The organism is Methylocystis sp. JR02 (assembly GCF_030063565.1).
GTDB classification, from domain to species: domain Bacteria; phylum Pseudomonadota; class Alphaproteobacteria; order Rhizobiales; family Beijerinckiaceae; genus Methylocystis; species Methylocystis iwaonis.
Map to the genome: position 1 here is coordinate 2137677 of NZ_JASIRC010000001.1, position 21514 is coordinate 2159190.

Below are 21514 nucleotides of genomic sequence, written 5' to 3' on the forward strand. Positions count from 1 at the left end.
TTATTTTCCGGTGAACTTCGGCGCGCGCTTTTCCAGAAAGGCCGCCCTGCCCTCCATGTAATCGGCGCTGTCGAAACATTTCGCGGCGAGCGCCTCGCATTCTTCCAGCGTCGGCGTATTCGGCAATTGCGCTGCGGCGCGGATCGCGGCTTTTGCGGCGCATAGGGTCAAGGGGGCGTTGGCGGCGATCGTTTCGGCGAGCTCGTCGACCGCCCCCTCGAAGGTTTCCTGATCCAGAAGGCGGCAAAGAAAACCGGCGCCCAGCGCCTCTCGCGCCGTGAGGCGGCGGGCGGTGAAGAACATTTCCATGGCGCGTTGCGCGCCGACCGCCGTCACCACATAGCGCATGGCGGAGGGCGGATAGCCGACGCCGAGGCGCCCGGCCGGAATGCCGAACACCGTCCCCTCCCGCGCCACGCGCAGATCGCAGGCCGAGGCCAGCCCCATGCCGCCGCCCATGCAAAAGCCGCTGATCGCGGCGACAGTCGGCTTGGAGCAGGACGAAATGGCGTCGAACGCCTCGACATTGGCCTGCTCATAAGCGCGGCCGCCGCCGCTCGTGGCGCGCACGGTCGAAAACTCCGAAATATCGGCGCCCGAGCAGAAGGGCAGCCCCGGCGCCCCGGAGAGCACGATGACGCGCGCGTCGACTTTTGCCTCCAAAGCCGCCATCAGCGTCGGCAAGGCGCGCCACATTTCGAGATCGAAGGCGTTGCGCTTCGAACCATTGTCGATGAGGAGCCGCGCGACGCCATGAGCGAGTTCGACGCGGAGCTTGGGCGTGGGAGAGATAATGGACATGCCGGATTAGTACAGGACTTGGTTTGCGCCGCAAACACCAGTCTCGCGGACAATCCACGCAAGCATTTGGGCTTGCCGCCTGCGACCCCACGCCACAGGCGCCCGCGCCCCCTCGCGACCTCTTGCCACACCGCCGCGGCGCAACAAGCGCGTAATGGTGGCAGCTTCGATCCCGGCGCGACTTGGAGCAGCAATGTCGGTCACAACGGATAAGTTCGCCGCGCCCGGCGCGCTGAGAATGGCGCTGGCCTTGTCGGTCTTTCTGCATCACACGACCAAGTTCAACCTCGGCATGTCGGCCGTGCTGATCTTCTTCGTGCTGAGCGGCTATTGGGTCGCGACCATGTGGACGAAGACCTATTCGAAGACCAACTGGTCCTATGTCACCTTTCTCGTCTCGCGCGTGTGGCGCGTCGCGCCGGTCTTTGCGCTGTGCTCGGCCATCGCCTGGGCGCTGCTCTGGTGGCGCGGCGGCGCGCCGGAAAATGTCGGCGGGCTCATCCACCAGCTTTTCTCGAATGTGATGATCCTCGGCTATAATTCACTGCCCTATCAGGCGAATGTGCCGGGCTGGTCGCTCGATATGGAAGTCCAGTTCTATCTCGTCGCGCCGATGGTCGTCTTCCTCGTCTCGCGCAACCTCTACGCCGTGCTCGGCTGCGTGGCGCTCTCACTGTTTGCGCCCAAGCTCGGCGGCTCGGCGACTGTCCTGCCCTTCCTTTACTTCTTCGGCATCGGCGTCGCGGCGGCGACCCATGACCTCAGGCCCTCGCGTCGTCTCGCCTATGGCTCGCTTGCGGCGAGCGTCGCGCTGCTCCTGGCCTATGGATTTTTCTTTTTCATAAATCTCGACCCGACGCAGACGGCGGCGCTCGCCTTCAGCAGCAAGGCCAATCTCGTCATCGCCGTGTTGATGACGCCCTGGGCCATCTACACCACGCGGCAGGCGTCCGGTTCGACCGACCGCATGGTTGGGGACATGTCTTATATCTTCTACCTGCTGCACTGGTCGGTGATCGGCGCGATCGGGACGGGCGAAGGCTCCTATATGGATCGCCTTCTGCTCAGCGCCGAGGCGATCGCCCTCATCCTCGCCGGCTCTTATCTCATCTGGCTGCTGATCGACCGCCCGATCGGGAAATTGCGCGCGGCCTGGGTCTCCGGCCGACGCATGGCGGCCGAGCCGATGGGCGTCGCGCAAACAGCGGCGGCGTGATCTCGTCGATGTAGCGGCTGGCGCGCGAAGCTGATAGCTTCCGGCCGCTGCGGCGTCATGCCGCAGCGGAGGGCGGCGCTTTGCTGAGGCTGAGGTTTGCGGTTCTGCTGCCAAATCTGCGGCGCGCGTGCTTCCTCCTCGCCGTCGTGACCGGCCTCGGCCTATTGAGCCTCAAGCGGTCCGACGCGCCGACGGTCGACTGCTCCCTCGTCAACGACGGCCCGAATAATTACCGGATTTTGGTCGTCGGCGAATCCTGGGCTTCCGACGGAAAGATTTTCCCGGACCTGCCCAGGACCGTCTCGGAGCGGCTTGGCGGCCGCGGCGTGCGGGCCTGCAGCATCGGCTTCAACGGCCGCAACTCCCGCCTTCTCTACGCGGAGCTGCGCAAGAAATTCCCAAAAGACAGGCTCTCTTTCCTCTTTGAGGGCAATGCGCCGGACAAGGTCATTCTGATGACCGGCGTCAATGACGCGATCCAACATATCGGCGCTAGCGCCTATGTGGAGTTCACCGAGAAGCTCGTCGATTATTTTTCGGACGCGAGCGAGGTCGAAATCGTCTCCATCCCGCGCGTCAACGAACGCTGGTTCAAGCCGCCGAATCTCTTCAGCCTGATCAAGCGCACGATCTTCCGCTGTCTCTACGACGGATGCGATTATCAGGTGAACGATGTTTACCGCGTCGCGCTGTGGCGCGATCATCCGCAGCTACGGACGATCGAGTTCGATAATTTCATCGACAAATTCGAAGGGCATGAGGATAATTACACGCTCGACGGCGTGCATCTGACCGACGCGGCCTATCACAAATACGGCAGCTTCATCGGCTCGGCCATGACGCTCGCCCGCAACGACACGGCGCGCAGATAGAAGCCGCCCTGATATAAGCTGCTCATGGATCTTCTTTCCCGACTGCTCCACCGCGACGGGCTGATGCTCGTCATCGACAAGCCTGCGGGCGTTCCCGTGCATCGCGGCCCCAAGGGCGGCCCCAGCCTCGAGGACGCCTTCGACCAGTTGCGCTTCGGCCTGCCGCGCGCCCCGGCGCTCGCCCATCGGCTGGATAAGGACACCTCCGGCTGCCTTGTGCTCGGCCGCCATCGCAAGGCGCTCGACCGGCTCGGCAAGCTCTTCAAGACCGGGCGCATCTCCAAGACCTATTGGGCCGTGGTGGAAGGCGCGCCGGAAGGCGACGCGGGGGAGATCGACCTTGCGCTGGGCCGGCTCGACGCCACGCGCGGCTGGTGGATGCAGCCTGACCCCATGGGGCTGCCCTCGCGCACGGACTGGCGCGTGCTCGGCCGGGCGCCCGAGGCGGGCTTATCCTTCATCGAGTTTACGCCGCATACCGGCCGCACGCACCAAATCCGCGTCCATGCGCAGGCCATGGGCTGGCCGATCCTGGGCGACCCGATATACGGGAGCGGACGACGCGAAGGCGCGCCGCCGCTGCATCTGCATGCGCGGGCGATCACGATCCCCATGCAGGACAGCAAGGAGCCCGTGCGCGCTGAAGCGCCGGCGCCGGCGCATATGCTGGAGGCCATGGCCGCTTGTGGCTGGCCGAAGGACAGCAACGCTAGCGCCACAATGGCGCCAGAATTGCTAAACCAGCCGGAAGCGCTCAATATAACCGAGTAACGCCCTGCGCTTGAGCCTTGGGCCTTGTCATACCCGGCGGGCTGAAAGCCCGACCGGGAATCCAGAGCCAAAACAAGCGTGTACGGCTCTGGATTCCCGATCGCCCGCTTCGCGAGCCTCGGGAATGACGACGATCCGAGCGCAAGATTGGGATGAACCTAGGAGGAAGCTAAAGTGGCGCCGACATATGCGCCTGTCAGGGACGCGCCCGAGCGCGCGACGGCCAGCGGCGACCGCTTCGCGCTGGAGTGCGCCTTGCTCGACAGCCTCGCCGACCTTGCGCTGGAAGGCGCCAAGCGCGGCGGCGCGCGCTATGCGGACATTCGCCTCGGCGAAACGCTGCAAGAATATGTGCAAGCCGAGGATGACCGGCTCGAGCATTTCGACGAGAGCATGTCGCGCGGCTTCGGGCTGCGCGTGCTGCTCGACGGCTCCTGGGGCTTCTATGGCGCGCGCCGTCTCGATCCGGCGAGCATTCGGGAAGGCGTCGAACGCGCCTTGGACAACGCCCGGGCCATGCGGGCGATCCAGCCGCGCCCGATCGAGCTGGAGCAGCTCCCGGCGCATGAGGCCGAATGGATCATGCCCATGGGCGTCGATCCTTTCTCTGTCTCGTCGCGGGAGAAATCCGACCTTCTTTTGTCGATCTGCGCCACGGCGCGCGACAATGGCGCGGATTTCTGCTCGGCCTCGCTCTCCCTCGCGCGTGAGGAGCGCCTCTTTGCGAGTAGTCTCGGCGCGCGCATTCGGCAGACGCGCACGCGCGTGCATCCCTCCTTTACCGCCACCGCCGTCGATCGCGACGCCGACCGCATGGCCTCGCGCGAGAGCCTTGTCCCGGCGCGCGGCGCCGGCTGGGAATATGTGACTGGCGCCGGCCTCCTCGAAGAAGCCGCGCGGGCCGGCCGCGAGGCGCGCGCCAAGCTCGCGGCCAAACCCGTCGTCGCCGGCGATTACGACCTTGTCATCGACCCGACCAATCTCTGGCTCACGATCCACGAAACGGTCGGCCATTCCACCGAACTCGACCGCGTGCTGGGGTGGGAGGCGAATTTCGCCGGCACCAGCTTCATCAAGCCGGCGATGCTCGGCAATCTTCGCTTCGGCTCGGAGCTGATGACCATCGTCGCCGACCGTTCGCAGCCGGGCGCGCTCTCGACCATCGGCTATGATGACGATGGCGCGCCCGCGGCCTCGGCCGAATTCAACATCGTCGAGAAGGGCGTGCTGAAGAACTTCCAGATGGCGTTGGGACAAGCGCATCATATCGGCCTTTCCGCCTCGAATGGCTGCGCTTATGCGGACGACCCCACTTCCTTCCCAATCCAGCGCATGCCGAATATCTCGCTCGCGCCGAACCCCGAAAAATGCACGCTGAATGACCTCGTGAGCGGCGTGGAGAACGGCATTTACATCGTCGGCGCGGGAAGCTGGAGCATCGACCAGCAGCGCGACAATTTCCAATTCGGCGGCCAGCTCTTCTACGAAATCAAGAACGGCAGGCTGGGCGAGATGCTGCGCGATGTGGCCTATCAGGGCCGCACGATCCCCTTCTGGAATTCGCTCGACGGGCTCGGCGACGCCAGCACTTATCATCTCGACGGCACCTTCACCTGCGGCAAGGCCGAGCCCGTGCAGGTGGCGCCCGTCTCGCACGGCAGCCCGCCCGCGCGCTTTCGTAATGTGCGCGTGTTGAATACGAGCCCCGGCGCGTAACCCATGCTTCTTTCTTCTAACGACGCCAAAGCCATCAGCGAGAAGATCATCGCAGGGTCCAGCGCCGACGCCTGCGTGGTGAAAATCGACGGCGGCGAGGACAACAGCCTGCGCTTCGCGCGCGGCGGCGCGACCACCAATATCACAACCTCGAAAGCGCGCCTGCGCATCTCCTCGCATATCGGCGGGCGCGTCGGCGCGGTCACCACGACGCGCCTCGACGATGATGCGCTTAACGCCGCGCGCGTGCGCTCGGAGGAGATCGCGCGCATGTTGCCGGTCGACCCCGACTATGTCGCGCCGCTCGGCCCGCAGAATTTCGACGCCTCGGCGCGCTATGACGAAGACGCGTCCGGCTTTCGCCTCGACGCGCTCGCGGCGCAAGCGGCGCGCGTCATCGCAGAAGGCGCCAGAAAAGGCGTCGATACTTTCGGCTGCGCGACCGGCGCGCGGCGCTTTTCCGCGCTCGCCACAAGCAACGGGCTTTTCGCCTTTGAACGCTGGAGCGAGATCGACCTTTCGGCGACGGCGCGCAACAAGACGGACACATGGTCGGGCTGGGCCGGCGCGCATGAATTCGTCAGCGCCCGCCTCGATGCGGACAGCATTGCGCGGCGCGCCTGCGCGAAGGCGGCCCAAGACGCAGAGCCCGTTGATCTCGAGCCCGGCGATTACACGGTGATTCTCGAGCCCGCGGCCGTCGCGGAGCTCGCCTTCTGGGTGATGAGCGCCATGGACGCCCGCGCCGCCGACGAAGGCCGCAGCTTCTATGCGCGCGCGGGCGGCGGGACGAAGATCGGCGAAAAGCTCTTCGACGAGAAGCTGACCATCCGCATCGACCCCGCCGATCCGCTTGCGCCGGAAGGCGGCGTCGGTTGGGAAGGCGTCCCGCATCGCGCCCGCGCCTTCATCGACAAGGGCGTCGTGAGCGGGCTCTATCGCTCGCGCGCATGGGCGCAGAAGACGAATGCGGAGGCCGTTCCCTTCGCGGCCAATTTCGTCGTCGAAGGCGGCGACGCCTCGCTCGACGACATGATCCGCTCGGTGAAGCGCGGCGTGCTCGTCACGCGCTTCTGGTACGAGAATATGGTCGACCGGAAGAGCCTGCTGCTCACCGGCCTCACCCGCGACGGCAATTTCCTCATCGAGAACGGCCGCGTGAGCGCGCCAGTGCGCAACATGCGCTTCAACCAGCGGCTGGGGGAGCTCTTCGGCAAGATCGTCGCGCTGGGCAAGACCGAGCGTACTTGGCGGGCGGCAGGGGGCGGCGGCGCTGCGGCGGCCCCGCCTATGCTGGCGGAGAAGTTCCACTTCTCGTCCAAATCCAGCGGCGTCTGATGCGGGTTTGATATATGCTGCCGGCGCCTCAACGGAGCGCCGCAGCCGATGTTTCCTCGTCTCTTTATTGCAATTCTGACGATCCTCTTTGCCCTGCCGGCTCACGCCCTCGACAAGGTGAGTTTCGCCACCAATTGGCGCGCGCAGGCCGAGCATGGCGGCTTCTATCAGGCCGTGGCCGACGGCACTTATGCGCGCTACGGCCTCGACGTGACCATCCAACAGGGCGGGCCGCAGATCAACGCGCGGCTGCTCCTCGCAGCGGGGCGCGTCGATTTCGCCATGGGCGCGAACACGATCCAGATGTTCGAATCCGTCGCCCAAAACGTGCCGATCGTCACCGTCGCCAGCATGTTTCAAGTCGACCCCGTGATCTTCATGTCGCATCCGGGCGTCGGGCTCGACCGTTTCGAGGATTTGCCGAAGGCGACCGCCTTCATCGCGAGCGACATGCGCGCCTCGGTGTGGCAATGGCTGAAACAGGCTTATGGCTTCAAAGACGAAAAAGTGAAGCCCTATGGCTTCAATTCGGCGCCTTTCATCGCGGACAAGAATTCCGTTCAGGAAGGGCTTTTGACCTCCGAGCCCTATGCGATCGAGATGCGGGCTGGCTTCAAGCCTAACGTCTTTTTGCTGTCGGACATTGGCTATGATGGCTATTCGACGACGATAGAGACGCGCGCGGAGACGATCGAGAAGAAAGCTGATCTCGTGCAGCGCTTCGTCGACGCCTCAATCATTGGCTGGTACAACTATGTCTATGGCGACAACGCTAACGCCAACGCCGCCATCAAGCGCGACAACCCCGAGATGACCGACGGCCAGATCGCCTTCTCGCTCGCCAAGATGAAAGAACGCGGCATTGTGGATTCCGGCGACTCTCTGACGATGGGCGTCGGGGCCATGACCGACGCGCGCATGAAGAGCTTTTTCGACAAGATGGCCAGGGCGGGGGTCGTGCCCGCGGACCTGGATTACAAGAAGGGCTACACGCTGCGCTTCATCGGCAAAAAGATCGGGATGGAGTTGCGGCGGTGAGACCAACGACCGTCATTGCGAGGAGCGCCAGCGACGAAGCAATCCAGAGCCGCTATGGGGCCGCTGGATTGCTTCGCTTCGCTCGCAATGACGGGGATGGCGGGGGGCATCCCCGCCGACCTCGATTAATTGCATTCGTTATCGCGGCCTTTTTACCCCCTCCCTGTCCCTCCCCCGCTAAAGCGGGAGAGGGAACACTCACGATTCACTTTGCTGATGAAGGCCACAATCTACCCCCTCTCCCGCGAAGCGGGGGAGGGTTGGGGAGGGGGCTCCATGAGAACTGATCCCCTCCTCTCCCTTCAAAGCATCGCCAAAACCTTCCCCAATGGCGTAACAGCGCTTTCGGGCCTCGATCTCGACATCTATCAAGGCGAAACGCTCACGCTGCTTGGTCCTTCCGGCTGCGGCAAATCCACGGTGTTGCGCCTCATCGCGGGTCTCACGCAACCGAGCGAAGGCGTCATCTCCTGGGCCTATCCGCGCGCGCGCAAAAAGCTCAGCGTCGTCTTTCAGGAGCCGACGCTGCTGCCCTGGGCGAACGTCTTCGACAATGTCTATCTGCCGCTACGGCTCGCAGGCGACAGCCGCGCGGCGTCGCAAGAGCGCGTGATGGAGGCGCTTTTGCGCGTCGGCCTCGTCGATTTCGCCGATGCGCTGCCGCGCGAGCTTTCGGGCGGCATGAAAATGCGCTGCGCCATCGCCCGCGCGCTGGTCACCGAGCCGGCGCTTATTCTGATGGACGAGCCCTTCGCGGCGCTCGACGAAGTCACGCGCTTCAAGCTCAATGACGATCTCGTCGCCTTGAAGAAGGATCTTGGCGCCACAATCGTGTTCGTCACCCACTCCATCTTCGAAAGCGCCTTCCTTTCGACGCGCATCATTGTGATGTCGACGCCTTATGGAAAGATCGTCGATGAGATCGACGTCGATCCTGCAATGGAGCGCAACCCCGATTTCAGGATGAGCGACACATTCGCCCAAATCTCGCGTCGCGCCTCGCGCGCGCTCGGCCACGCGGTGAGAGAAGAAGCGTGAAACTTTCCGATATCATCGTACCCCTTGCCGTCTGCGCAGCAGCGCTTGGCGCGTGGGAATGGGTGGTGATGTCGCGAGACATTCCGCCCTATGTTCTGCCGGCGCCGAGCGCAATTCTCGACAGGCTGATCGAGGATCGGGAGTTGCTCTTTTCCTCGCTCCTCGTCACGCTGGGCGTGACGCTGAAAGCGCTTCTCATCGCCACGTCGAGCGGCGTGGCGCTCGCGCTCCTGCTCTCGCAATCAAAGTGGCTCGAGCGCGCGCTGTTGCCTTTCGCCATCGTGCTGCAGGTGACGCCCATCGTCGCCATCGCGCCACTGCTGCTCGTCTATCTGCAGCCGGATAACGCCGTGCTCGTCTGCGCCTTCCTCGTCGCCTTCTTTCCAATCCTCTCCAATACGGCGCTGGGCCTCGCTTCAGTAGATCACGCGCTGCAAGACCTCTTCGATCTTTATCACGCTTCGCCATGGCAAAAGCTCATCTATCTGCGCCTGCCGGCGGCGCTCCCGCAATTTCTCGCGGGGCTGCGCATCGGCGGCGGACTGTCGCTGATCGGCGCCATTGTCGCGGAGCTGGCGGCGGGCGCATCGGGCCAGGGCTCGGGCCTCGCCTATCGCATCGTCGAAGCGGGCTTCCGGCTCGATATTCCGCGCATGTTCGCGGCGCTGGCGCTGATCTCGGCTGCGGGGCTCGCGATCTATGGCGCGCTGGCGGCGCTGTCCTATTATCTGCTGCGCGGTTGGCATGAGAGCGCGCGGGAGCGCGGTGAATGACGATTGTCAGAGACATTCGCGCGCCCGACGCCGAAGACTGGCGGCGGCTCTGGGCTGGCTATAACGACTTCTATGAGTCGACGGTGCCCGCTGACGTGACGGAGCATACTTTAAGCCGGCTTCTCGATCCGAATTTGCCGTTGATCGGACGGATCGCCGAGACTGACGGGCGGATCGCCGGCTTTACCATTTCCGTGCTTCACGAAAGCACCTGGACAATGACGCCAAGCTGCTATCTCGAAGATTTGTTCGTCGATCCTGGCCTTCGCGGCGGCGGCGTGGGACAGGCGTTGATCCAGGATTTGATCGATCTGGGGCGCGCGCAGGGGTGGTCGCGCATCTACTGGCATACGCGAACAGACAATGCGCGCGCGCGCCGGCTTTATGATAAATTCGTCCGAGCCGACGATTTCGTGCGCTATCGCTTAACGCTGTAGCAGCGGTTCGGACACACAGGGACTCACCGCCGTCATTGCGAGGAGGCGGAGCCGACGAAGCAATCCAGGGCCGCATCGCTGCTCTGGATTGCTTCGCTTCGCTCGCAATGACGGGCTCGGATTCCTGGTCGGGCTTTCAGCTCGGCGGGAATGACCAAGCCCCGATGCGCGCTATCAAACAGAAATTCTATAAGAGCCCCCTCCCCAACCCTCCCCCGCTTCGCGGGAGAGGGGGCAGGTTCGGACCTTCATTGAGCGTGCTGATCGTGAGCGTCCCCTCTCCCGCCATAGCCCGTCGAAAGACGGGCGCCTTTTAGACGCCCTATGCAGAGCAGCTCCTACAGCCGCGCGTCGCCGCCCACCTCATCGAGATGATACACATCGTCGCGGAAATGCACCGTGCCGTCCGCGGACGCCCAGCCGGTCATATAGACCCACACCACCGGCACCGCTCGGGCGAGCTTCACTTCCTCGCGCTCGCCCGAGGCGATCTTGGCGGTGATGTCTTCCTTGCTCATCTGCGGCCCATTGGCGCCGTCGAGAATCCAGGTCGCGAGATCGACGACGCCCTGCACGCGCACGCAGCCATGCGACAGGAAGCGATAGTCGTTGGCGAAGAGATTACGCGACGGCGTGTCGTGCATATAGACCGAATGCTGGTTGGGCATTGAAATGCGGATCGAGCCCAGCGAATTACCCACGCCGGAATCCTGCCGCAGCGTGTAATTCACCGCGCGCGCGCTCGCCCAATTGATCGAGCGCGGATCGACCTCGTCGCCCTTGTTGTTGAGCACGCGTATGCGCTGTCGGGTGAGATAGCTGGGGTCCTTCAGCATATGCGGCGCGATCTCGTTCTTGATGATCGAGACCGGCACGGTCCATGTCGGGTTGATGTTAACCGCGACGACCTTCGCCTGCACTTCCGGCGAGTGGTGCTCGGGGTCGCCGACGATGGCTGCATAGCGGCGCACCACCCGGTCGTTCTCGACGGCGTCGACCGCCGTCGAGGGAATATTGACGATGATGTAGCGCGGTCCGAAGGGGAAATCGACGCCGGCGAGTCGCTGCGCGCTGGAGGCGAGCTGGCGGAAGCGCACGGTCGCGGGCACGTCGAGCGCGCGCAAAGTTGCGCCGGCGACGACGCCGGTCTGCTTCAGACCCATGCGAAACTGAAAGCGCTTCACCGCCGCCGTAAGCTCGCCGTCCCAGCTCTGCTTGCGCGTGTCGGACAATGTGTCGTCCTCCGCCGCGAGTCGCCGGCGCAGAGTGGCGACCGCCGGGCCTTTCGCGCCGGCGCGCAAGCTGACGCCCACTGTCGGCCAACCGCCGAGATCGACGATCTGGGCGTATCGTTCCGAGGCTTTGGAAGTGGTGAAGAATGTCTCCGGTTGAAGCACCGGGGTGGGATCGTCGGAAAGCGCCATCTCGCGCGGCGGCGCAGGCGGACGGGGCTTGGGTTTCGGCTTTGGCGCCGGCGCGCTGGCTTCAGTGGCGGGAGCCGGCGCAGTCTGTTCGGCAGGCGCGGCCGGAGTCGCCGGCGCGGGAGCAACGGGCGGCGCGGCGGCGGGAGCCGGCGCAGGGGCGGGAGCGGGCGCGGCCACCGGCGGCGCGCTTTGCCCCAACACCGGCGCCGCGCCGATCCAAGCGCCCGCGATAAGGCCCGCGCCGATCAACCGCGCGCTTTTCGTCATCCTGCTCGTCGCCATCCGTCAGCCATCTCTCTCACGGCCCCTGCTCCGCCGGGGCGCGGCTTGAATATTTTCCCGGTTTGTCAACCGCGAGGCGGCAAGGGTCAACTCAATTTCTCGCAATCTTGTCGCGCGACATGAGTTGCCCAATGCAACGCCAGTTGATGAAAGACATATTCTGTGCTTTTCTCCCGCGAAATATTCATTCTGATTCATTTGAGGGAGGAAACATGTCAAAATATGATAGATTTATGTCGTCGATCGCCACACTCGGCGCCGCATCGCTCCTGACCCTGACGAGCGTGTCTCCATCCGCAGCGGAAGTGACTTACGCGAACCAGGGGAGCCAATGGACCCAGGCGAGCCGTAACGACTTTTATACGCGGGACCAGGGCGCGCGAATCATACCGTTCGACTGGTTCAAAGCCTTGAAGCGCGCCGACGGCACGGGGTTCCTCGACGACAGCATGGCCCGCTACGGCTATCTGCCCAATTCTGAAAGTCCGACGCCCGGCCTGCCCGTCGGCTTCCTGACCGCGTCGGAAGGCGGCGTCCGGACGCTGAGCATGACCTGCTCCGGCTGCCACGTTCGTCAAATCAACGTCCAGGGCGCCTCCTGGCGCATCGACGGCGGGCCGGCGCTATCCGACTTCCAGGCCTTCCTCGCCGATCTCGACACGGCGGTCGATAAAATCCTTACCGATTCGGCCGCCTTCGACGCATTCGCAAAAGCCGTCGGCGCGCAGAGCCCGCATGCGCATAAGCAGCTACACGACGACGTCGAGGCCTGGTTCAAGCCCTATCACACGCTGATGGCGCGCGCGCTTCCGACGCCCGGCTGGGGCGTTGGCCGCGCCGACGCCGTGTCGATGATCTTCAACCGCGTCGCGGGCCTGGATATCGGCCACCCGCCGCTGCGGATCATCGAAGAGAATATCGCGCGCGCCGACGCGCCCGTGCGCTATCCTTTCGTTTGGAATGCGCCCATCCAGGACATCACCCAATGGCCTGGCTTCGCCAAGAACGGCGACGACATTCTCGGCCTCGCGAGAAATGTCGGCGAAGTTTACGGCGTGTTCGGCGTCTATCGCCCGTCGAAGATTTTGCCCGACGTCAATATCGTCGATTATCTGAACGAGTCGTCGCTCAATTTCGCCGGCTTGCAGCAACTCGAATTCCTGCTCAAGAAAATCGACCCGCCGAAATGGCCCTGGAAGCTCGATGGGGATCTCATCAAGCAAGGGAAGGCGATCTACGAAAAGGATTGCGCGAGCGGCTGTCACGCGGAAACGGCGGGAGACCCGCGTCTGTGCAATCCCAACACCTGGGCGACGCCGCTCCAGGATGTCGAGACGGATTCGCGCGAGTATAAGATTCTCGGCCGCGAGGCCGACACGGGCGTGCTGGAAGGGGCGTTTATCCCGCTGGTTCCCGGCGCCGACACGCCGCTGAAGCCCAAGGACAAGATTTTCTCCATCCTCGGCGTGTCCGTGATCGGCTCGATCCTCGAAGCGCCGCTGCATTTTGGCCTGGATGTCTTCAAGCCGATCGTCGACGCCTGCATCCAGCGGGATTCGAGATCACCGCAGCAGTTGCAAACTTTGATCAACAGCCAGATCAAGACGGCCCTGCAGAATCTTTATGCAAAGCCCCAACAGGCGCCCCAGTTCAAATATGAAGCGCGGGTCATGAAGGGCATTTGGGCGGTCGCGCCCTATCTGCACAATGGCTCGGTGCCGACGCTCGCCGATCTTCTGAAGCCGGCCGCAGAGCGCCCGGCTTCCTTCAAGGTCGGCGTGAACTACGATATCGAGAATGTGGGTCTTGCCAAGGATCAACCTGGACTGAGCTCGACCTATACGGCGGACGACTGCTCGAAGCGCGACTCGGGCAACAGCCGTTGCGGCCATGAGTTCGGGACGAAACTGGCGCCCGACGAGAAGAAGGCGCTTCTCGAATATTTGAAGAGCCTCTGACCGCGGGCGGTCGCCGGAATAAACAGAAATAGCGGGGGCGCTTCGGCGCCCCTTGCCTTTTCGGCCGCCGCCGCCCATACCGCCCGCCAACGATCACCCTCACCAATCGAACGGGACGACAATGGGCTTCAAATGCGGCATCGTCGGCCTGCCGAACGTCGGCAAGTCGACCCTTTTCAACGCGCTGACCCAAACGGCGGCGGCGCAGGCCGCAAATTACCCCTTCTGCACCATCGAGCCGAACGTCGGCGAAGTGGCGGTGCCTGACCCGCGCCTGGAAGATCTCGCCAAAGTGGCCGGCTCCAAGCAGATCATCCCGACGCGGCTGACCTTCGTCGATATCGCCGGCCTCGTGCGCGGCGCCTCCAAAGGCGAGGGGCTCGGCAATCAGTTCCTGGCCAATATTCGCGAGTGCGACGCCATCGCCCATGTCGTGCGCTGCTTCGAGGACGGGGACGTGACCCATGTCGAGGGCGGCGTCGATCCGATCCGCGACATCGAGACGATCGAGACCGAGCTGATGCTCGCCGATCTGGAGAGCCTGGAAAAGCGCGTCGTCCCGCTGGAGAAGAAGGCCAAGGGCGGCGACAAGGAATCCAAGGAGCTTCTCGACCTCATGAACCGCTGCCTCGTCCTGCTGCGGGACGGCAAGCCGGCGCGCATGGCCAAAGTCACTCACGAGGAGCGGATCGCCTTCAACGGCCTCGGGCTTTTGTCGTCGAAGCCGGTTCTTTATGTGTGCAATGTCGAGGAAGGCTCCGCGGCCGAGGGCAACGGCAACTCCGCCAAGGTCGCGGGCCGCGCCGCAGAGGAAGGCGCCGCCTCGGTCGTGGTCTCCGCCAAGATCGAAAGCGAGATCGCGGTCATGCCGATCGAGGAGCAGAAGGACTTTCTGGAAGCCGTCGGCCTGACCGAGCCAGGCCTCAATCGCGTCATCCGCGCCGGCTACGATCTTCTGCAGCTCATCACCTATTTTACGATCGGCCCGAAGGAAGCGCGCGCCTGGACCATCGAAAAGGGCACGCGCGCGCCGCAGGCCGCAGGCGTGATCCACACCGATTTCGAGAAGGGCTTCATCCGCGCCGAAACCATCGCCTGTGACGATTACGTGGCCTACAAGGGCGAGGCCGGCGCGCGCGACGCCGGACGGCTGCGGCTGGAAGGCAAGGACTATATCGTCGCCGACGGCGACGTGATGCACTTCCGGTTCAATACGTAACGACCCTGGACCGCGAGCCTTCAGGCTCGCTGGACAAATGCGCGCTCTGACAAATGGGCGATGACGCTCCTCGTGCTTCGAGACGCCTGCTGCGCAGGCTCCTCAGCATGAGGAGCTTCCGCCACTTCGTCAAACACTTAGGCCTTATCCTGAGGAGCGAGCGAAGCTCGCGTCTCGAAGGGCGATGCCGCCTCGGAGATTATCGACAAATATGCGCGCCTGAAGACGCGCGGTCCGAGGGCTCAAAACAGCTCGACGTCCTGGCCAACCGCGATCCTGCCCTGTATCAGGCCGTCGGCCACCAGCATCTCATGCGATCGGATTTGGTTGCGCCCGCTCTGCTTGGCGATATAGAGCGCGGCGTCGGCGCGGCCGAAGGCGCTGGCGCCCGTGTCGCCGGCGACCGCCTGCGTGTATCCGATGCTGGCGGTGATCGGCCCGACCTGCGGGAAACGAAAGGTTTCCACCCGCGCCCGGAAACTTTCGAGGGTGTGGTAGGCCTCATCGATCGTCACATGGTCGAGAATAACGAGGAACTCCTCCCCGCCAAATCTGAACAGACGATCGTGGTCGCTGAAGCATTCGCGCAGCACGCCCGCAAAGAGAACCAGGACCTCGTCGCCGAAGGGATGGCCGAAGCTGTCGTTGACGCGCTTGAAATGGTCGATGTCGATGACGGCGAGATACGGACAGCGGCCGCAACATGTCCGCGGCTCGCCGCATTTTTCCGAGCAGCTCCCGTAGTTGAGCCGTGCGAAACTGTCGTGAAAGGTTCGCCTGTTGCGCAGCCCCGTCAGCTCGTCGCAATCGCCATAGTCCAATATGCCGAGATGGTTGCGGTAGATGCGCAGCATCCCCGTCACCATCCGCTCCTGTTCATGGCTCAGCGGCGACGAACGCGTGACCTCGAGAAGGTCGATCACCTCCTGGCCATCCATGACGGGAAAGACATAACGCACGCCGTTCGCCGGGCCTGCAGAGCGGCACAAGGGCTCCTTCGAATAAAAGCAATCGCGCAGGCCGCCGAACGTCTCGAGGGGAAGGAGGACATTGCCCGGCGGGGGCGCGGACGTTTGCGTCTCGTCGCCGCGCGGCGACCCGAAATCCGCCCGCCGGCGAATCCACATGGATCCCCTCCTGTCGACAATGTTCCACAAGGTCAGCCGCGATGCGCCCAGCAAACCGTGAAACACCGACAGCAATGTATCTACGAGCGCGTTCCTGTCCCGGTGGTCGGTAAGGTTGGCAACCGTATCGATAATGTGGCCCATGCTCTCAAAACGCCCAAAGCGCGCTCCACCGGCGCAATCTGAGCCTCTATTGAACGGCAAAGTCCCTTAAAATTCGTATCTAATCGCTCGGATTGCGGTCTCGACTCGGCGCCTAGTCCTTCGAAAGATTGTCGATCCGCTTATTAAGCTCATCGAGCTGCCGTTTCAGCTCGGCGACGTCGCCCGCCTCCTTGCTTGTAACGGCCGACGCTTCGTGCCCGTCCACCGAGGACACGGCGGCGTTCGAAACGGTCTCGGCCGGAAGGCCGAACGGGTTGAACATGGTCAGCGCCTGCCGGAACACCGCCATGTTCTTGCGCGCCTGCTCCTCCATCGCCTGGAAAGCCTGGCGGGTGGGCTCGGTGAAGGGGCCCGCCGGCAGCGCGGAGGAGAATTGGTCGCGGAATTTCTGTTGTTCTTTCGTGAGCTTGTCGATCGAGAACTCGAGATAGCTCGGCACCAGCATCTGCATGCTGTCGCCGTAGAAGCGGATGAGCTGGCGCAAAAAGGCGATCGGGAGCAGGCTCTGGCCGTCCTTGCCCTCCTGCTCGAAGATGATCTGGGTCAGAACCGGCCGGGTGATGTCCTCGCCGCTCTTGGCGTCGCAAACGACGAAATCCTCGCCGCGCTTGACCATGGCGGCGAGATCCTCCAGCGTGACGTAAGTGCTCGTCCCCGTGTCATAGAGCCGACGGTTGGCGTATTTCTTGATTACGGTCGGTTTCTTCTCGTTCGCCATACGCCTGACACCGCTCCCCTCGCCGGCGGGCTGCCTGAAAAACGGTCAAGCCCAGCGCCTTGACGATAAGCGCATTTTGGCGCCTGCGGCAATATTTTCCTCATGGACAGCTTTCGCTCGCGGCTAATTCCGTGCAAAACGGGCCGCGGCTTGACGAACGCAAGCGCGAAATGCTCAACAACGTCCGCCCCGGCTGGGCGCTCAGGGCTCGAGAGCCCGACCTATCTTTTAGAGGGAGACAGAAATGACGACCGATATCGTGATCGTTTCCGCGGCGCGCACCGCCGTTGGATCGTTCAACGGAGCCTTTGCGACGGTTCCGGCCCACGAGCTCGGCGCCGCTGCTGTCAAAGCCGCCCTCGAGCGCGCCAAGCTCGAAGCCGGCGTGGTCGACGAGGTCATCCTCGGCCAGGTGCTGACGGCCGCCCAGGGCCAGAACCCCGCCCGCCAGACGGCGATCAAGGCCGGCGTTCCGGACGACAAGACCGCTTTCACGGTCAATCAAGTCTGCGGCTCGGGCCTGCGCGCCGTTGCGCTCGCCGCCCAGCAGATCAAGGCGGGCGACGCCCAGATCATCGTCGCCGGCGGCCAGGAGTCCATGTCGCTCTCGACCCATGCCGCGCATCTGCGCGCCGGCACCAAGATGGGCGACATGAAGTTCATCGACACGATGATCATGGACGGCCTCACCGACGCCTTCAACAACTACCACATGGGCATCACGGCCGAGAACGTCGCCAAGAACTGGCAGATCAGCCGCGAGGAGCAGGACGCTTTCGCCGTCGCCTCGCAGAACAAGGCCGAAGCCGCCCAGAAGGCCGGCAAGTTCAAGGACGAGATCGTCCCCTTCACCATCTCGACCCGCAAGGGCGACGTGACGGTCGACGCCGACGAATATGTCAAGCACGGCGTGACGCTCGAAGGCGTCTCCAAGCTGCGTCCGGCCTTCATCAAGGACGGCACGGTGACGGCGGCCAACGCCTCCGGCATCAATGACGGCGGCGCGGCGCTCGTCGTGATGAGCGCGGCCGAGGCGGCCAAGCGCGGCCTCACCCCGCTCGCCCGCATCGCCTCCTGGGCGACCGCCGGCGTCGATCCGTCGGTGATGGGCTCGGGCCCGATCCCGGCCTCGCGCAAGGCGCTGGAGAAGGCCGGCTGGAAGATCTCCGACCTCGATCTCGTCGAGGCCAATGAGGCCTTCGCCGCTCAGGCCCTCGCCGTCAACAAGGACATGGGCTGGAACACGGACATCGTGAACGTCAATGGCGGCGCCATCGCCATCGGCCACCCGATTGGCGCTTCCGGCGCGCGCATTCTCATCACCCTGCTGCACGAGATGGGCCGCCGTAACGCCAAGAAGGGCCTCGCGACGCTGTGCATCGGCGGCGGCATGGGCATCGCCCTGACCGTGGAGCGCTAAGAACAGACCGCGCGCCTTCGGGCGGGCATTATTCCGGCGCCGTCGACGAGCGAGCCTGAAGGCTCGCGGTCCGGCGCCGGCTTTTTTCAGACGAAACCAAGGGAGACATCCAAAATGGCGAGAGTTGCAGTTGTCACGGGTGGCACGCGCGGCATCGGCGAGGCGATTTCCAAGGCGCTGAAGGCCGCCGGCTACAATGTCGCCGCGACCTACGCCGGCAATGACGAGGCCGCCAACAAGTTCAAGGCCGAGACGGGCATTCCGGTCTATAAGTTCGACGTGTCCGATTACGACGCCTGCGCCGCGGGCGTCGCCGCCATCGAGAAGGACCTCGGCCCGGTCGAGATCCTCGTCAACAACGCCGGCATCACCAAGGACCGCCTGTTCCACAAGATGGAGCTGGCGCAGTGGCAGGCGGTGATCAACACCAACCTGAACTCGCTGTTCAACGTCACGCGCCCGGTCATCAACGGCATGCGCGACCGCGGTTTCGGCCGCATCATCGTCATCTCGTCGATCAACGGCCAGAAGGGCCAGGCCGGCCAGACCAACTATTCGGCCTCCAAGGCCGGCGACATCGGCTTCGTGAAGGCGCTGGCGCAGGAGAGCGCCTCCAAGGGCATCACCGTCAACGCCATCGCGCCGGGCTATATCGGCACCGACATGGTGAAGGCCGTGCCGCAGGACGTGCTCGACAAGCACATCATCCCCTATATCGCCGTCGGCCGCCTCGGCGAGCCGGAGGAGATCGCCCGCGCGGTTGTGTTCCTGGCGGGAGATGACGCCGGCTTCATCACCGGCTCGACGCTGACGATCAACGGCGGCCAGTATATGGCGTAACCGGCGCGATTGCCGCACGATCGATATGGCCGGCCCTTGCGCCGGCCATTTTTTTGATGTCCATCTGAGCCACTCGTAACCACCCAGCCGCCCTTCCGAGAGGCAATCAGCATGCCCCCGGCGCTATCGCCGCAAAGCAATATGCTCGCCCTGTCGACGAGGCTCCTCGCCGGACATGGCCGGCGTATCGCGCTGGCGCTCAACGCATGCTTGCTCATTTATGTCGCTTATTGGCTCAGCGATAAGGTGAGTTACCGGAATGTGCTGGACCAGCTACGGCAAACGCCGGCGCACGCCATTCTCGTCGCAATGGCCATGAACGCGGCGGTTCTGACGCTTTATGGATTGCGGCTCGCGACGATATTGCAGACAAAACCGCTTCCCTGCTTTCTCATCGCGAATGTCGGCTTCACGCTCAACAGCCTGATCCCGTTCCGCCTCGGGGAAGCCGCCAAGATCTATGTAGGCGGGACATATTTTGGCTTTCCGCTCGGTAGCCTCGGCGCCGCGGTCGTGATCGAAAAGCTTTATGATCTCTTGGCGGTCGCCGCGCTTGCCATAATTGTCGCCAGCACGCATTCGCCATTCGTCGACATCCCGCCTTCGACGCCTCTTGCGCTTGCCCTGATCCTTACCCCGAGCATTTTGCTGCTCGTGCGGGTTCGACCAAAGACCGGCTTGCGACCGTCCGAATGGAAAATACTGAAAAGCGCGCGGATGGAGTCTTTCGTGCGACAGGTGGAAACGCTGCTCGCACATCAAAGCGTCCCACGAGCTGCGCTTTGCACCGCGCTGATCTGGACTATGAATGTCTGCCTGGTCCTGGTCCTCTTCAGGACGATCTTTCCCGAGATCGACTTTGGCATGCTTTCCGCCATGACGCTGCTGGCGATCGGCGCTCTGGCGATCGCTGTCCCCGCCAGCCCCGCGGGGCTCGGCGTGTTCGAGGCGGGCATCGTCGCCTATCTGACAACGGCGCATGGGGTGTCGGCGGAAAAAGCGATCTCGGCGGCGCTGGCCTATCACTTCTCGATCACCGCGCCGCATACGGCGATCGCTTTTGCCTTTCTGGTCGCGGGATTTCCACGCTTGTTCGGCAGAGGCCAGCCGACAAAATGAGAGGCCGCCTTGGTTCACTGTCATTCCCGACGCTCGCAAAGCGAGCGATCGGGAATCCAGAGTAACAAACAGCGCTCTATTCAAGCGGAAACCACATCACCAATGGGCCCCGCCCTCACCGTTTTTGAATCTCGTCGAACACCCCGCCATCCGCGAAGAACTTCTTCTGCGCCGCCGGCCAGCCGCCGAACTGCTTGTCGATGGTGACGAGGTCGATCTTGGCGAAACGCCGCAAATCCTCTTTGGCGGCATGCTGCGGATAGGCCGGGCGATAGCCGTATTTCGCAATGGTCGCCTGTGTCGCCGGCTCGAAGAGATAGGCCAGGAAGGCTTCCGCCGGCTTGCGCGTTCCCTTGGCGTCGACATTGCCGTCGACGAGCGAGACGGCGGGCTCGGCGAGAATGGAGATCGAAGGCGTGACGATCTCGAATTTATCCGCGCCGAATTCCTGCAAGGCAAGAAAAGCTTCATTCTCCCAGGCGATCAGCACATCGCCGATGCCGCGCTGGGCGAAGGTGACCGTCGAGCCGCGCGCGCCAGTGTCGAGCACGGGCGCATTGGCGTAGATCGCCTTTACGAATTCCTGCGTCTTCGCCTCGTCGCCCTTGAAGGCCTTCAGCCCATAGGCCCAGGCCGCAAGGAAATTCCAACGTGCGCCGCCGCCGGTCTTGGGATTGGGCGCGACGACGACGACGCCTGGCTTGGCGAGCCCGTCCCAATCCTTGATCCCCTTCGGGTTGCCCTTTCGCACCAGCAGAACGATGGTCGACGTATAGGGGGCGGAATTATTTGGCAGCCGCTTCTGCCAATCAGCCGGAATCTTTTTCGTTTTCGACGCGATGGCGTCGATGTCATTGGCGAGGGCCAAAGTCACGACATCGGCCGGGAGCCCGTCTATCACCGAACGCGCCTGTGCGCCGGAGCCGCCGTGCGAACTCTGGAGAGAAATCTCCTCCCCGGTTTTTTTCTTCCAGTCCTCGGCAAAGGATTTGTTGACGGCTTTATACAGCTCACGGGTGGGGTCGTAGGACACATTGAGCAGGGCCTGCCCCGCAAGAGCCGGGACCGCGAATAGACCGGCGAGAACGACGCAAGCAAGTTTCGAGAACGGAAGATGGCGCATGCCTGACTCCAGGAGACTAATCCATTAATCCAATAGACTATGTAATCTGATAGTCAAGCGCTCTCGCGGACAGCGCGTTGCGTCCTATTTCAAACTGGCGGATAAAACCCCATTGCGGC

At 63.5% G+C, this 21514-nt stretch carries 19 protein-coding genes; 14 read left to right on the plus strand and 5 right to left on the minus strand.

Annotated features, from left to right (window positions below; genetic code table 11):
- Nucleotides 1–801 (minus strand): enoyl-CoA hydratase, encoded by an 801-nt coding sequence (locus tag QNA11_RS10120; RefSeq protein WP_283482930.1) that lies wholly within the window; start codon nt 799–801, stop codon nt 1–3.
- 193 nt (nt 802–994) lie between these two features.
- Between QNA11_RS10120 and QNA11_RS10125 the strand changes: the two genes are divergently transcribed.
- The 9 genes from QNA11_RS10125 to QNA11_RS10165 all read left to right on the plus strand — a co-directional run bounded on the left by QNA11_RS10125 (nt 995) and on the right by QNA11_RS10165 (nt 10000).
- On the plus strand, nt 995–2017 hold the full coding sequence (locus QNA11_RS10125; RefSeq protein ID WP_283482931.1) for an acyltransferase family protein: 1023 nt from the start codon (nt 995–997) through the stop codon (nt 2015–2017).
- An 80-nt stretch (nt 2018–2097) separates the two neighbouring features.
- Nucleotides 2098–2889 (plus strand): SGNH/GDSL hydrolase family protein, encoded by a 792-nt coding sequence (locus QNA11_RS10130; RefSeq protein ID WP_283482932.1) that lies wholly within the window; start codon nt 2098–2100, stop codon nt 2887–2889.
- Between the two features lie 24 nt (nt 2890–2913).
- Entirely contained in the window at nt 2914–3660 is a 747-nt protein-coding gene (locus QNA11_RS10135) for an RluA family pseudouridine synthase (protein WP_283482933.1), read from the plus strand.
- A gap of 174 nt (nt 3661–3834) precedes the next feature.
- Nucleotides 3835–5376: a TldD/PmbA family protein gene (locus QNA11_RS10140; RefSeq protein ID WP_283482934.1), complete on the plus strand. Its 1542-nt coding sequence runs from the start codon at nt 3835–3837 to the stop codon at nt 5374–5376.
- Nucleotides 5377–5379: 3 nt separating this feature from the next.
- Nucleotides 5380–6714, plus strand: coding sequence for a TldD/PmbA family protein (locus QNA11_RS10145; protein WP_283482935.1), 1335 nt, complete (start codon nt 5380–5382; stop codon nt 6712–6714).
- Between the two features lie 48 nt (nt 6715–6762).
- A complete protein-coding gene (locus tag QNA11_RS10150) occupies nt 6763–7752 on the plus strand; it encodes an ABC transporter substrate-binding protein (RefSeq protein ID WP_283482936.1) in 990 nt (329 codons plus the stop codon).
- A gap of 276 nt (nt 7753–8028) precedes the next feature.
- The gene (locus QNA11_RS10155) at nt 8029–8790 is read left to right on the plus strand and encodes an ABC transporter ATP-binding protein (protein WP_283482937.1); all 762 of its coding nucleotides are present in this window, start codon (nt 8029–8031) and stop codon (nt 8788–8790) included.
- A complete protein-coding gene (locus QNA11_RS10160; protein WP_283482938.1) occupies nt 8787–9563 on the plus strand; it encodes an ABC transporter permease in 777 nt (258 codons plus the stop codon). Before QNA11_RS10155 ends, QNA11_RS10160 begins: the two co-directional genes overlap by 4 nt.
- Nucleotides 9560–10000: a GNAT family N-acetyltransferase gene (locus QNA11_RS10165; RefSeq protein ID WP_283482939.1), complete on the plus strand. Its 441-nt coding sequence runs from the start codon at nt 9560–9562 to the stop codon at nt 9998–10000. Before QNA11_RS10160 ends, QNA11_RS10165 begins: the two co-directional genes overlap by 4 nt.
- A 338-nt stretch (nt 10001–10338) precedes the next feature.
- On the opposite strand, the gene QNA11_RS10170 is transcribed toward QNA11_RS10165, so the two are convergent.
- Nucleotides 10339–11691, minus strand: a complete 1353-nt coding sequence (locus QNA11_RS10170; protein ID WP_283482940.1) for a L,D-transpeptidase family protein — start codon at nt 11689–11691, stop codon at nt 10339–10341.
- 227 nt (nt 11692–11918) lie between these two features.
- Here QNA11_RS10170 and QNA11_RS10175 point away from each other — a divergent pair, with 227 nt between their 5' ends.
- Complete coding sequence (locus QNA11_RS10175) at nt 11919–13664, plus strand: di-heme-cytochrome C peroxidase (protein WP_281930801.1); 1746 nt, start codon at nt 11919–11921, stop codon at nt 13662–13664.
- 121 nt (nt 13665–13785) lie between these two features.
- Nucleotides 13786–14883, plus strand: a complete 1098-nt coding sequence (gene ychF / locus QNA11_RS10180; protein ID WP_283482941.1) for a redox-regulated ATPase YchF — start codon at nt 13786–13788, stop codon at nt 14881–14883.
- 242 nt (nt 14884–15125) lie between these two features.
- On the opposite strand, the gene QNA11_RS10185 is transcribed toward ychF, so the two are convergent.
- A complete protein-coding gene (locus QNA11_RS10185) occupies nt 15126–16010 on the minus strand; it encodes a GGDEF domain-containing protein (RefSeq protein ID WP_283482942.1) in 885 nt (294 codons plus the stop codon).
- Nucleotides 16011–16266: 256 nt separating this feature from the next.
- Entirely contained in the window at nt 16267–16893 is a 627-nt protein-coding gene (gene phaR / locus QNA11_RS10190) for a polyhydroxyalkanoate synthesis repressor PhaR (protein WP_283482943.1), read from the minus strand.
- Between the two features lie 244 nt (nt 16894–17137).
- Here phaR and QNA11_RS10195 point away from each other — a divergent pair, with 244 nt between their 5' ends.
- The 3 genes from QNA11_RS10195 to QNA11_RS10205 all read left to right on the plus strand — a co-directional run bounded on the left by QNA11_RS10195 (nt 17138) and on the right by QNA11_RS10205 (nt 20272).
- On the plus strand, nt 17138–18313 hold the full coding sequence (locus QNA11_RS10195) for an acetyl-CoA C-acetyltransferase (RefSeq protein WP_283482944.1): 1176 nt from the start codon (nt 17138–17140) through the stop codon (nt 18311–18313).
- A 114-nt stretch (nt 18314–18427) separates the two neighbouring features.
- Nucleotides 18428–19153: an acetoacetyl-CoA reductase gene (gene phbB / locus QNA11_RS10200; protein WP_281930794.1), complete on the plus strand. Its 726-nt coding sequence runs from the start codon at nt 18428–18430 to the stop codon at nt 19151–19153.
- Between the two features lie 111 nt (nt 19154–19264).
- Nucleotides 19265–20272, plus strand: coding sequence for a lysylphosphatidylglycerol synthase transmembrane domain-containing protein (locus tag QNA11_RS10205; RefSeq protein ID WP_283482945.1), 1008 nt, complete (start codon nt 19265–19267; stop codon nt 20270–20272).
- Nucleotides 20273–20387: 115 nt separating this feature from the next.
- Here the strand turns inward: QNA11_RS10205 and QNA11_RS10210 are convergent, their stop codons facing one another.
- Nucleotides 20388–21395, minus strand: a complete 1008-nt coding sequence (locus QNA11_RS10210) for a sulfate ABC transporter substrate-binding protein (RefSeq protein WP_283482946.1) — start codon at nt 21393–21395, stop codon at nt 20388–20390.
- Between the last annotated feature and the right edge of the window lie 119 nt (nt 21396–21514).